General features: G+C 59.7%; 6 protein-coding genes and 6 pseudogenes. 7 read left to right on the forward strand and 5 right to left on the reverse strand.

Translation table 11 applies throughout. The annotated features are described in order from the left end of the window. Positions 1-689: 689 nt before the first annotated feature. From AC0L17_RS28090 to AC0L17_RS28100, 3 genes and pseudogenes are all read right to left on the reverse strand, one after another. A pseudogene (locus tag AC0L17_RS28090) lies at positions 690-800 on the reverse strand (phenazine biosynthesis protein PhzF); the annotation flags it as partial. 139 nt (positions 801-939) lie between these two features. Beyond that, positions 940-1191 (reverse strand): annotated as a pseudogene (locus AC0L17_RS28095) (Tn3 family transposase); the annotation flags it as partial. A gap of 784 nt (positions 1192-1975) precedes the next feature. Then, positions 1976-2902: a LysR family transcriptional regulator gene (locus AC0L17_RS28100; RefSeq protein WP_473482628.1), complete on the reverse strand. Its 927-nt coding sequence runs from the start codon at positions 2900-2902 to the stop codon at positions 1976-1978. Positions 2903-3018: 116 nt separating this feature from the next. Here AC0L17_RS28100 and AC0L17_RS28105 point away from each other — a divergent pair, with 116 nt between their 5' ends. The 6 genes and pseudogenes from AC0L17_RS28105 (at position 3019) to AC0L17_RS28130 (ending at position 8156) form a co-directional block, all read left to right on the forward strand. After that, positions 3019-4005: an NAD(P)H-dependent flavin oxidoreductase gene (locus tag AC0L17_RS28105; RefSeq protein WP_473518167.1), complete on the forward strand. Its 987-nt coding sequence runs from the start codon at positions 3019-3021 to the stop codon at positions 4003-4005. Between the two features lie 60 nt (positions 4006-4065). Next, entirely contained in the window at positions 4066-5421 is a 1356-nt protein-coding gene (locus AC0L17_RS28110) for an MFS transporter (protein WP_473518168.1), read from the forward strand. Positions 5422-5480: 59 nt separating this feature from the next. Then, positions 5481-5669, forward strand: coding sequence for a tautomerase family protein (locus AC0L17_RS28115; protein WP_473518169.1), 189 nt, complete (start codon positions 5481-5483; stop codon positions 5667-5669). Between the two features lie 568 nt (positions 5670-6237). Continuing rightward, positions 6238-6381, forward strand: a pseudogene (locus tag AC0L17_RS28120) (IS6 family transposase); the annotation flags it as partial. After that, positions 6366-6913, forward strand: a pseudogene (locus AC0L17_RS28125) (transposase); the annotation flags it as partial. The pseudogenes AC0L17_RS28120 and AC0L17_RS28125, both read left to right, overlap by 16 nt. 466 nt (positions 6914-7379) lie before the next feature. Continuing rightward, positions 7380-8156, forward strand: a complete 777-nt coding sequence (locus tag AC0L17_RS28130; RefSeq protein WP_473489852.1) for a TIM barrel protein — start codon at positions 7380-7382, stop codon at positions 8154-8156. A 14-nt stretch (positions 8157-8170) separates the two neighbouring features. Here AC0L17_RS28130 and AC0L17_RS28135 read toward each other — a convergent pair. Beyond that, positions 8171-8513 (reverse strand): annotated as a pseudogene (locus AC0L17_RS28135) (type 2 periplasmic-binding domain-containing protein); the annotation flags it as partial. A gap of 461 nt (positions 8514-8974) precedes the next feature. Then, a complete protein-coding gene (locus AC0L17_RS28140) occupies positions 8975-11089 on the reverse strand; it encodes a S46 family peptidase (protein WP_473518170.1) in 2115 nt (704 codons plus the stop codon). Between the two features lie 372 nt (positions 11090-11461). On the opposite strand from AC0L17_RS28140, the pseudogene AC0L17_RS28145 reads away from it, so the two are divergent. Further along, a pseudogene (locus tag AC0L17_RS28145) lies at positions 11462-11791 on the forward strand (helix-turn-helix domain-containing protein); the annotation flags it as partial. Between the last annotated feature and the right edge of the window lie 545 nt (positions 11792-12336).

Here is a 12336-nt window from a genome sequence, read left to right on the forward strand (position 1 = left end):
GTGCTGGTGGACGGCTTGGCTGAAGGAGGCGCGATCTATGAGGAGGCGCCGCGGCTGGCTATAGCGGTCCAGCTCCCCAGGTGTGGCTGGGTTCATCGTCCTGTTCTGGCCGTCTCATTGCGGGCATCGAGCACGCTCCTGGTTGATTTCTCGGTCCTCCACGACGCCCTGCCGACGTCTCACTTACGAGATCAGCGCAATTTCCGTGCCGGATTTGCGCTCCGTTTCGTTCCACCGCTTGCTCGCCAGCCGGTGCTTGGCTGTAACGGCCAGCGGGTGGGGCTCCGACACTCTTGTTCAGTTTCGGACACAAAAAGGTCGCTATAGACATGCTCGGGAAGACCGAATGGAACCTCGAGCATGTAATCGTCGCACCCGAGCCGAATTTCATCCTCACCGGCTCCCGACCAGGGCGCTTGCTGAAAAGAGCGCTTGCCGCGCCAGCCATGGGTTCGCGGTAACCGCCGCAACCTTTTTCTGATATCGACCTGCGGGTTCACGGAAGAAGCCGATCCCGCGCGTCGCGCGATCGAGCGACTGCCGATCATCTGCGGGGAAGGGACATTCCCTCACGACCTGATCTTTGCATCGGACATTTCGGTCGAACAATTGCAGGAGCTACTCCATGACGGCGTTTAGAAGCCGGGGTCGCTAGGCTGTCGCTGAAGATCGACCACGTTGCGAAAGAGCGGCAGTTTCGCCAGATCGAACTCGTCGAAGGTCGGGCCGTCGTGCTTGCTCACCGCGCAACGCACCGGTCCGATATTCTCCTCCAGCACGAAGATGCCGGTCGCCTCGCCAGGGAGTTCAGCACCACTGCACTGATGCGATTGCAGTTAATGCGATTGCAGTTAAAATGAAGAATCCGAGCTACGCCATTCTCGCAATAAACTGCCAAACCTGACTCAACGACTGCGTTCTCACTATAACTGCCAAGCGACACTTCGTGGATTTCGCGCCGGAAGGCTTCCGAGCCGAGATAGCGGTGAGAAAAATGGTCTTGATTGCCTTGCCGAGTTGGGCCAGCGCCCTGTAGCTTGGGCGCTGCACGCTCGCCCGCGCAAAGCGGCGCAGGATCGATTCCGCATCGGCCGTGCGGTGCTGCAGGGCCGCCGCATATTTGATCAACTCGTCATACTGCTGCTCGATGAGGTTCCAGTCGATCGCCCGTGTCAAGATCGGCAGAAGGCTCGCGCGCCATTTCGGTGTCGGGCACCCCGCACTTCATCGGCAAGAGTACGGGCGACGGTTCCGGCCACGGTCGCCAACCATCTCGTGGCGCACCGCGACGGTCCCGCTCTTATGCCAGGCGAACTGGGGAGCACATGCGCCCCCTGCCATGACGCACGCATCCAGAAGGAAGAGGTGAGAGGTTACGCGAACGGGTGTGATGGAGTGGGAGGCGCATCGCGTTCGACCATCCGTGGAATCGGCAGCCTTGATTAAGGTCTGCGACGTCTGACCAAGGCCATCCATGGCGGAGTGCTCTCGCTGAGGTTAAAGGCAGCCTCTTCGGCTTCGTACCGGGTCAGCCCGGTGAGCGGCCGACCGTATCTCTCGGCGGGAAGCCCTGTCAGGCTATCGATCACAGACCACAGCCCTGGTTCCGACGGCAGAATCTTGTAGCGCCTCATCGAGCCCTCGCTTGCTAGAAGCACAGAGAACTCCCGCTCTACCGCAAGGTTCCGCAGTGCAGCATCAAAATGTTGCGACGCACTATGAGGGATGCAGTTCATATGACGGGCGGGGTCCTTTTGGCGCGCTGCCCGGCTGCCGGGTGCTGGTCGCCGGCCCCGCCGGCCTTGATAGGGCAGCTCTGGGGCTTCGACGTGTCACGCAGCTCGGCGTTCCGGCTCGAGCGGCACGGCCAGCTCGTGTATGCGCGAATCGGGGCAAACCCGCCGGGCGATATCGCAAAGATGCTGGTGATGCGTCAGATAGATCTGACTGACCCCTTGTTTTTGCTCCACCTTTCTTAAGCCCGCTGCAGTTGTCGGGCCGGCTCTGGTCCTTCCGGCTGAGGCCGTGAATGCGCCTCAGACGCCACCGCCATGAAAGCCTGAAGTGCCGCGGAGAGATACTCGTCGCTCCGCGTCACAAAAACAGTCGGCGCCGACCGCAGATTGTCAGATAGCTGGTGTATGATGACCTGTCCGTCGGCTGCCGCATCCTGAACGACCCCCCGAGGTAGCATGGCCATCCCTACCCCGGCGGCGACGCAGCCGATGATCCCGTCCATTGTTCCGAGTTCCATCCAGCGGACATGCGTTACCCCACACGCCGCCAGGAACATGTCCATGCGCCGGCGATAGGAACAGCCCGATCGAAAAGCGAGGACCTTCAGAGCCGGCGATGCGGCCAAGGCCTTCAGATCCGAAAGCTCGCGAAACCGCGGCGAGGAGATCACAACGAGCTCCTCTTCGACGATCGATAGGCTCTTCAGTTCGGGATGAGCGATGGGGCCGGAGACGAACGCGCCATCCAGTTTGCGTCCGACGACCTCGCTGACGAGCTGTTCCGTCGGGGCAGCCTCCACCAGTACGTCGACCTCTGGATATTCTGCAGCATAGCGGATCAGGATCGGCGGAAGGCGAAGCGCTGCAGTGGTCTCCATGGAGCCGATCCTGAGTAAACCGCACGGCGTACCGCGGTCTGTGACGACGCGCTTGGCTTCGTCCAGAAGCTCTCCGACGCGCTCGGCATAGGGAACGAGCTGAATGCCGGTGGCTGTCAGTGTAACCCCTCGCCTGGAGCGATGAAAAAGCGGAGCACCGATTTCCTCCTCAAGCGATTTTATTCTCGCGGTGACGTTGGATTGCACCGTGTTGAGCACACCGGCAGCCCCTCCGATACTGTTTGCTCTCACCACCGCCTGGAAAAACCTGAGGTCGGCGCTGTTCATCGGCCATCTCCTTTTCAGATGAAAAACATCTGATCTAATCGTTTGTCTTAAGTCAAGTGTCGCAATAGCGTCAAAGAAAAATTTCCGGGAACTTCCTCAAGCTGGGAGAAGTATTGATGACGATACGAACGCGTCTGACAGAATTTTTCGAAATCGAGCATCCCATCATCCTTGCCCCGATGACCCCGGCCGCGGGTGGCGCGCTTGCGTCCGCCGTCGCCGACGCCGGCGGTCTGGGCCTGTTGGGTGGGGGATATGCTGATCGTCAATGGTACGAAACAGAGTCGTCGCTGATTACCAATGAACGCGTTGGCTGCGGGTTCATCGCCTGGGCAGTCGAAGCCGACCTTGATCTGTTTGACCGCGCACTTGCGGAGCGTCCGTCCGCGATGATGCTTTCGTTTTCGGATCCGGCGAAGCTCGCGGCACGGGTCAAGCAGACGGGTGTTCCGCTGATTTGCATGATCCACACACTCGAACATGCCCGGCGCGCAATCGACGTTGGCGCCGACGTTCTTATTGTTCAGGGGACCGAGGCCGGCGGCCATGGCCTGGTCGCGCGGTCAACCATGCCCTTCGTTCCCGCAGTCGTGGATCTGGTGGCAAAGATTTCGCCTTCTGTCATTGTCGTGGCGGCAGGCGGCATTGCCGACGGTAGGGGCCTGGCCGCTTCGCTGATGCTCGGAGCAGACGGGGTCCTGATGGGAACCAGGTTCTGGGCTACGCCCGAGTCGCTCATCCATCCGGCAGCCAAGGACAAGGTAGTCGCGGCCTCTGGCGACGAGACAATCCGGACTTCCGTCTACGATATCGTCCGTCAGAAGGCCTGGCCCGCTGGCTATACCGGCCGACTGCTCAAAAACGGCTTCATCGACAAGTGGCACGGGCGGGAAGAAGAGCTGTGCACGCTGCATTCCGAAGAATTGTCGAAGGTCGAGGCGGCATGGGCCTCCGGCGACTATGACACGGCCAACGTGACTGTCGGTGAGGCGGTGGGCCTCATCAACGATCTGCCGTCGGCGAAGGACATCGTTCGCCGAACGGTGCGCGAGGCAGGCGAAAGACTTGGGGTCTACGCATTCGATCAGCGCATCGCGAGCTGACTTACCACGGCCCTGAAGAGAGGGCCGACTGCTTTCAAAACATAAAAGGGGAACTGCAGCATGCAACAGCTACAGGAAAGGGGCGACTCCGTCCGCAAACCAGGTATCTGGACCGTCGTCCTTGCATCAAGCGCCGGCACGGTCATCGAATGGTACGACTTCTATCTTTACGGAAGTCTGGCGATTTTCTTCTCAACGCTCTTCTACCCTGCCAATGAACCGACGGCAGCTGTTCTGATCAGCGTCGCAACCTTTGCCACAGGCTTCCTCGTGCGCCCATTGGGAGCCCTGCTGTTCGGCAGCATCGGCGACCGCGTCGGACGCAAGAGCACGTTCTTGATGACGCTCCTTCTGATGGGCATTGCGACCGCGCTCGTCGGCGTCTTGCCAACCTTTGAGACCGCGGGATATTTCGCACCGATCGCTCTTGTGGTCCTTCGGCTGATCCAGGGATTGGCGATAGGCGGCGAATACGGCGGCGCCGCCGTTTACGTTGCAGAACACGCACCGGCGAACCGGCGCGGGTTCTTCACGAGCTTTATCCAGACAACGGCAACCGTCGGCTTTTTTCTGGCGATTGTCGTCGTGCTTACGTGTCGGCTGTCGCTCGGCGAAGAACTCTTCAAGCAATGGGGTTGGAGAATTCCGTTCCTGCTATCATCGGTTTTGATCGTGCTGTCCCTTTATCTGCGCCTCAAGCTGAGCGAATCCCCGGTCTTCGAGGAGCTTCGCAAAGGCGGGAAGACCGCAAAGAGCCCAATCCGTGAGAGTTTCGCCACCGGTGATGGCGTGCGTTATGCAGCCTTTGCACTGTTCGGGGCGACCGCCGGCCTGGGGTGCGTTTGGTATACAGGCCAGTTCTACGCACTGTATTTCTTGCAAAGCGTGCTGAAGCTTGACTTCCTGACAGCGAACATTTGCCTTGCTGCTGCTTTGGTGATCGGAACGCCCCTCATCGTTTTCTTCGGCGCCTTGTCCGACCGGATCGGCCGTCGCAAGTTGATTGTCACCGGTTTCATTCTGGCAGCCGTGTTCTATGTTCCAATCTATCAGGGCACCGCCGCCGCCGTCGCTGCCCAGAACTTCGTTTTGGTAACAGCGCTGATCGTCGCCCAACTCGTTTTCGTCGGATTGGTCTATGGCCCTATGGCAGCTTTCCTCGTCGAGCTCTTCCCGGCGAAATTGCGCTACACCTCGCTCTCGCTGCCCTATCACATCGGAACAGGCGTGTTTGGCGGCTTTGTTCCCCTCATCAACCTGTCGCTGGTTGCCTACACGGGCAACATCTATGCGGGCCTGGCCTATCCCATTGCGATCGCGATCATGAGCGCAGTCGTAAATGTTCTCTGGTTCCCCTGCGCGCTGGCTGGGGAGCCCGAGGCTGCCCCAACCGGCCTACCTGCGAGGACAATCTGAATCTTCACCGGGACGCCGAGTGCGCGTCCCCGCCCTCTTCCTATTTCCGAGGACGACCCATGCCGCTGATAGAAATTAACCTTCTGAAGGGCCGATCGCCTGGGGAGCAGGACAAGATCCTCGACTGCATCCATGAGGCGGTGGTCAGGGCTTTCCATGTACCGCCAGCCGATCGCTATCAGATCCTGATCCAACACGAGAGATCGCATGTGCGCGCGGAGGATACCGGCCTTGGTCTTTTTCCGTGACGACCGGAAGAAAAATTCGAGCTGATCGTAGGCCGCTCGCTGGCTGAAGACGGCGCGGCTATGATCGCGAACTGCAACGGCGTACTCTCGACCAAGAAGCACCCAATCAGGATATTACCTTTCGTACCGGCAGTTGGGAAGAAGTCCCGTCGCACGCGGAAATGATCGCAGGCGAGTGAGCATGTCCTCGACTGGTTCCATATCCCCATGCGCAATGGAAGCCGCTTCCTTCCGCGGCTAACCCGCTCCTGCCCCGTAACTGCGCGCAGGATTGCTGGCCGGCGTCGCCATCGTCGAGCGCGCCGGGCCTGCGATGCTCGAGATGCTTCACGCCCGTACGAGGGGAGCATGAGGATTTGTGGGGCGGTCAAGCCGCGCGGACCATTTCGCCGTTCTCGTGATTGTCGTTCGCCATGCCGGGATACCATTTGCAGGAAGGTCGACCGCAGGGAGCCATCGAGGGTCTGCGTGCGGGTTTTCAGCAGAAGATGTGCGCGAGGCTGTGTTGCAAAGTCTTCGGTAACCAGGCGCATGGCACGGCCTCTGGTAGTTTCGCCGGAGAGTTCAGATGTTCAAGGGCCGCCATTTCGACCAGTCCGTCATTCTGCTTTGCGTTCGCTGGTATCTGGCCTACGGCTTGAGCCTTCGCGATTTGAAGGAAATGATGGCCGAGCGCGGCATCAGTATCGATAGGCGCCGGTTATGGCCATGGTGCAGCGACCGACCGACGTCACGACCGCCGCTCCGGCCGGTGACGCGCGTGCCGCGGTCGTGACCGGTCTCTCAGCGCGAGCAAGCGACGCGTCATTAAAGCGCAGATCGAGTCGAGAGCTCATTTGATAAGCGACGAGTGGAAAGCATTCATGGCCATTGGTGAGAAGCTTTGCCAAGCAGGAGACCGTGAAGCATTCCAGTGGTGAGTATGTTCGCGATGCCGTCCACGTCAATTCGGTAGAGGGCTTCAACTCCCGCGTCCGCCGTACCATCGCCGGCGTCTTTCATCATATCAGCCAGCAGCATGCCGACCTTTCCACGAGGTTGGCTTCCGATGGTCACAGCGCGTGGTATCCGGGAGCGCCGTTCGGAAAACCCGGCATGGTCTAGAAGTCTTGAGGACCATCTGGTCGCGCGTGCCGCCGGCGCTGCAGCTACTGAGCGTTTTTCGCGTCGCCACGGGGCGTCAGATGCGCCGAAGCCTGGGTGGAGGAATCATCATCAAATCAACCGTAGCTGCCTTTGGTTGATAAATGCCTCGTACGATTTTGAGCAGTTCTTGTTCCGACCCCATCATGCGAAGATCGTGTGACTCTCCAAGTTTTGGCAAAACGAGAGGCATCCCACAGATGGGGCACTCGGCTGCTGCGGGTCACCTTCGATGACAGTCACACTTACTGATCTCGATTTGATTGTTGAACCTCGGTCTTAAGAGCAGCAGTGCTGACCTCGAAATGAGTTTGGCCGCATGGCACGCGCAAGCGGAGCACCCTGGCCAGCCATTGTGCTCCAATCCGTGCTGTTTGCTCTCACAACCGCCTGGAAAAACCGGAGGTCGGCGCTGTTCATCAGCCATCTCCTTTTCAGATGAAAAACATCTGATCTAATCGTTTGTCTTAAGTCAAGTGTCGCAATAGCGTCAAAGAAAGATTTCCCGGAACATTGAAGGAAAGCCAAGCCATGCGCCAAGCAGCGCCCCGCTTTGCACTCGACCACATGGCGACGTCCGGACTCGACGTCAGGGCACTTTTCGCTTTTGCCCGTGACCAGGGCCTGACCGATGTCCAGATCCGCAGCCAACAGCGCAGCAATGCTATTGCACGCGGCATGCCGGCGGCGGACGTCCGGTCTGCCGCCGCCGAAGCAGGCGTTGGGATTATTTCCATCAATGCCTTGCAGCGCTTCAATGAGTGGACTCCTGCCCGCAGGGCCGAGGCGAGCAGGCTCGCCGATTATGCGGCGGCCTGCGGAGCCAAGACGCTCATGCTGGTGCCGGTCAACGATGGCTCCTGGCCTGCCAATGGCGAGCGCCGGGGCGATCTCCGCGTCGCCTTGAAGGCGCTCAAGCCGGTCCTCCAGTCGCGCGGCCTGATCGGTCTCATCGAGCCGCTGGGCTTCCAGACCTGCTCGCTTCGATCGAAGAACGAAGCGGCTAAGGCCATTGCCGCCATTGATGGCCAGTCCGTCTTCCGGCTCGTGCACGACACGTTTCATCACACGCTCGCCGGGGAGCCGTTCTTCTCCTGCGAACTGACCGGTCTGGTGCACATTTCAAGAGTGAACGATCCAATCCACTGGATTTACCCGGATCGCGTCCTATTCGGTTCCGACAATGGCAGCCAGATCCGGGCGCTGCTTGAAGGCGGTTATACGGGCCCCTTCTCATTCGCACCGTTTGTCGACGCAGCCCACCCGCTGGACGATCTCGCAGGCGCACTTGCCGCGAGCATCGATCTAGTCCAACAAGGGCTATTGACGCGAATGGCGGCGTGAGACGCGGGAGTAAATTAGGGGTGTCTGAGACGGCTTTTGGCGTCCCGCGGAGGAGTCATTCGAGACGCCTCCTGTAACAATATCTCGCGCATCCAGACGCTTGCCGCATCACTGTTGTGAAGGGCGGGCCATTGGAGGGCCTCGGTAAATGCGGGAAGCGGCAGCGGAAGTTCGATGATCCGCAGCGGGAAGGTTGTCTTGAAATGCTCAACCAGCCGGAAGGGCATGGTCGCTATACGATCTGTGCCTGAGACCATCGGCGGATCGTGCTAAACGCCTGCACGATAACCTCGACACGTCTCTTGAGGCCATGCTCAAGAAAAACCGCTCCTCGATGCAGGGCTTCAGCTCGGACCCTGAGTAGTGCGATTAACGAACGTCACTTCGCTGGTCGAACGGGTGAACCGCTTCTATCGAGTCGTCGCCCGTGGCGCTTCCATTCCCTATGCTGCCTTCATTTCGCGGTCCTCGCCAAACTGTTCAGACAAATCAAGCCAGCTCTCCCGAGGACAGACGCCGGCAAGCTGTGCGTGGACTTAGCGAAACAGCCGTCCGCAATTCAGCCCTGTCCAGAGTTTGCGAAACACGCAAAAAAGATGAAAGTGCGATGTTCAGCGCATCGGTGCGACTGCACAGATTAAGTCATTTGAAGTTATGCCAAGGGGGAAACGGTATTGGGCAACGGCTCAGGCGCTGGCGAACCTTGAATGTTGCGCATGCATTGGAGCGCCGGCCGATTCGAGCACGATCAACGATCGCTGTGGCAAGCTCACGTCAATGTCCCCGAATTGCATTTCCCTACCACCAGACTACCCCGCTCAGGAGCGCGACGCCGGCAGCACTCCCATCTCCTTGAGCAACCGGCCAGCGCCGTCAATCTTGTCCATGATCCAGAGCATGAAGCGACTGTCGACATGGATGCTGCGATTGCGGTCTGCGGCATATGCCCAATCGGAGATCACTCCATCAAGCGTGCCATCGAAGGCGAGGCCGACGAACTCGCCGCGCCCATTCAGCGTGGCCGAGCCGCTATTGCCGTTGGTGATGTCGGCGGTGGACAGGAAGTCGACTGGAAGCGTGCCCAGCGCCGGCGCGACATAGGGGCCATAATCCTTGGCTCGGATCGCTGCGATAGCCGCATCTGGAGCATCGAACTCACCCTTGCCCGTTTCTTTGGCCAGAAGTCCCTCCGCCGTGGTAAAGGGCATCCAGATCTGCCCGTCGCGTGTTCGCCCCGCCACCTTGCCCCAAGTGGTGCGCAGCGAGCCATTCGCGTCGGGATACATCGGCCGGCCGATTGCCTGCCGATAGGCACGCTGGCCGTGCATGTAGATGGCGCGAGCCGCCTGGCTGCGTCCAGCGCGGTCCTTCGCAGCGTGCTCCGCAGCTAAGTCGCCGGGGTAAAGAGCGAGCGCCAGCTTAATGAAAGGGTCCTCCGACGCCTCGAAGGCAGCAGCGGGCTTGTCAAGCCAGCCGAGCCGCATTGCCGTGTCTGCGAGTTTGGTGTCTGCATAGAGTCGGTCAAGGCCAATTTGGCCCAAAGCGCTTTCGAAAGCAGTATCGCGATCCTTTGCGTCCAGCCGGCGATATTCGTCGAGTGCGGCCTCGAAAAGCTTTCGATCGATGTCTGGCAAATAGCGGCGTTCGATCTGCGTCAGCTGATCCGAGATTTCTTTACGGTCACGATCCTGAAAGCCGCTTTCACGGTCTTCATCGGGCTTCTCGTGCTCCTTTGTCCAGCGATAGAGAGTGCGTGCCGATGACAGTAGTTGCGCGCGATTGAGCAACGCCTGGCGCAGCCTCGCCAGCGAAGCCCGGCTATTCTCGCCCACCATCGCGTCCAGTTCGCGGATTGCTGCGTCAAAGCGCGTCTGCCGCACGGGATACTCAGCGACCCAGGCGCGAAAAGCTTCCTCCTCGGTAGCCTTGCGCGCGTCGAGGCCGATCGCGTCGGCGCCGGCTAGATCGCCCGCCAGCTTCTTCTTGTAGTTTTCCACGCCTTGTAGGATGGAGGCGTAGCGGATCTGCGCTTCGCGATTGCCTGCCGTGGCTTGGTTGATCTGAGCGGCATAATCCGAGAGCAAACGCTGGGACAGTGGTTCGTAGTCGGCGAAGTTGAACCGGACTTCATCGGCGGTGAGGAACCGCTGGGTTGCGCCGGGAAAGCCGGCGACCATCACGAAATCGCCTTCTTGGACGCCTTCACGGGCTATGGGCAGCCAACTCTTTGGCCGGTAAGGCACATTGTCACGCGCATAGGGCCGGGAGGAACCATCAGGAGCGACATAGGCGCGATAGAAGCCGAAATCGCCTGTGTGGCGCGGCCACATCCAATTGTCCGTTTCGCCGCCGAAGTTACTGATGCCGGGCGCGGGCGCGTAGACGAGGCGCACGTCCTCAATTTCGAGCTTCTGCTGGAGATGGTAGGAGGCGCCGCCATAATAGGGCATCACGTCGCAGCGGCGATTGGGCTGTTCTTCACACGCGGCGATCAGCGCCTTGCGGTTCGCTTCGAGCCGCTCATAGCGGGCAAAGCCGTTCAGCTTGTCCGAGACGCCCTTGAGCATGTCAGCGGTCACATCCCGCATATCCTCGATCACATAGATGCGGCTGCCGGGCGCCGCAGGCAATTCTTCACCCAGGCTCTTCGCCAGAAACCCGTTGGTGAGATAGTCTTGGCTCTCCTTGCTGTTGTACTGGATGGATTCCAGCACGCAGTGATGGTTGGTGGCGACCAGTCCTTGCGGACTGACGAATGAGGCGGAGCATCCGCCCAGTGAAACGATCGCGTTAAGCGGAGCAGCGTCCAGACGGCTCAGCTGCGCGGGATCGATCTGGAGCCCATCCGCGCGCATGGCCGCGCCGACTTCTGCACTCTGGGCCGGCATCCACATGCCTTCGTTCGCCAATGCAGCAGTGGCCGTCCACAGCAAGGCGATGGCACTTACCCAAGCAACCCTATCACATTCGCAGTTCATACTGGTGTCTCTCCCACTCTATCTACTGTCTCCGCCGACTGGATCGATGAGCTATCGGGCTGGCCGGCGACGCCAGCGCCTGCGCGGCTGCCACTGGGTGAAGACTAAGGGGACGGTCAACGCAAACATCTGAATGACGCTTCCCTCACATCGTATCGGTTCCGTGCAACGTTTGCGGATTATCCGTTGCACTAATCGTGCCAAATGAATAAAGCTTTCAACGACCCAAATGGTAAGCTGCCTTCCATGTCCGACCTCCGACATTTCGTCGTAGACCCGACACCCTCGTCCTCGCCAGCGACGAAGCCCGCTGCCGAACGGCCGTCGCTGGCCATTGTGAGCGAACGCGAGCTGCGGCGTATCGAGGTTTTGTCGAAGATTGTTGAGCGGCGAATGACGAGCGTTGCGGCGGCAAGTTTGCTCGGCGTTTCAGTTCGTCAGATCCAGCGGCTGTTGAAGACGTTCCAGGCGGATGGCGCTGGGGCTCTCCGGCACAAGGCGCGTGGCCGGCGTTCCAACAATCGCATTGTCGATGGTGTTCGCGACTTCGTGCGAGAGCTGATCCGCGAACACTACATCGACTTCGGTCCGACGCTTGCCCGCGAGAAGCTGATCGAACGGCATCAACTGGCGGTCAGCAAGGAGACGCTGCCTTCGCCAACAAGGTTTTAGCACGCCTGATCTTCCTCGATGAGACGTCGACCAATACCAAGCTGACCAAAGACACCGGCTGGGTAGCGAAGGGCGAGCGCTTCAGGACGCATGCGCCGCCATTCGGCCAATGGCAGACGCAGACCTTCATCGCTGGGCTGCGATGCCACGGTCTTGTCGGACCGTTGATCATCAACGCGCCGATGAACGCCGCCATCTCCGAACGCTACGTCGAAACTCTCAAATCGCTCCCGAACTGATGCCCGGCGAGGTGCCGCTGTCAATCTCGAAACGAGATGACGGTCGCTGAGGTCGCAATCGAATGAGCTTGATCCGGGGCCCGTCTTTTTTGCGTGCGAATGTCTGGTCCAATGGTTATCAGGCAGGGAGCAGTTGTATCCATGATTTGGATGCATCGATCCAAACAATCTATTTGTTCAATTTATCACTCTTCGCAAAAAGCTTTCCGCGGTCCGTCATCGGCGAGCGATTGACCAGCGGCCTGAGCACAGTCCGCTCGATGGTGAAGCCCAGCGCGACCATGACCGCGA

The organism is Mesorhizobium sp. WSM4829 (assembly GCF_055811475.1).

Coding starts and splice junctions, on each gene's coding strand:
- AC0L17_RS28100 (WP_473482628.1), bottom strand. CDS start 2,902: ATGAACAGCGCCGACCTCAGGTTTTTCCAGGCGGTGGTGAGAGCAAAC.
- AC0L17_RS28105 (WP_473518167.1), top strand. CDS start 3,019: ATGACGATACGAACGCGTCTGACAGAATTTTTCGAAATCGAGCATCCC.
- AC0L17_RS28110 (WP_473518168.1), top strand. CDS start 4,066: ATGCAACAGCTACAGGAAAGGGGCGACTCCGTCCGCAAACCAGGTATC.
- AC0L17_RS28115 (WP_473518169.1), top strand. CDS start 5,481: ATGCCGCTGATAGAAATTAACCTTCTGAAGGGCCGATCGCCTGGGGAG.
- AC0L17_RS28130 (WP_473489852.1), top strand. CDS start 7,380: ATGGCGACGTCCGGACTCGACGTCAGGGCACTTTTCGCTTTTGCCCGT.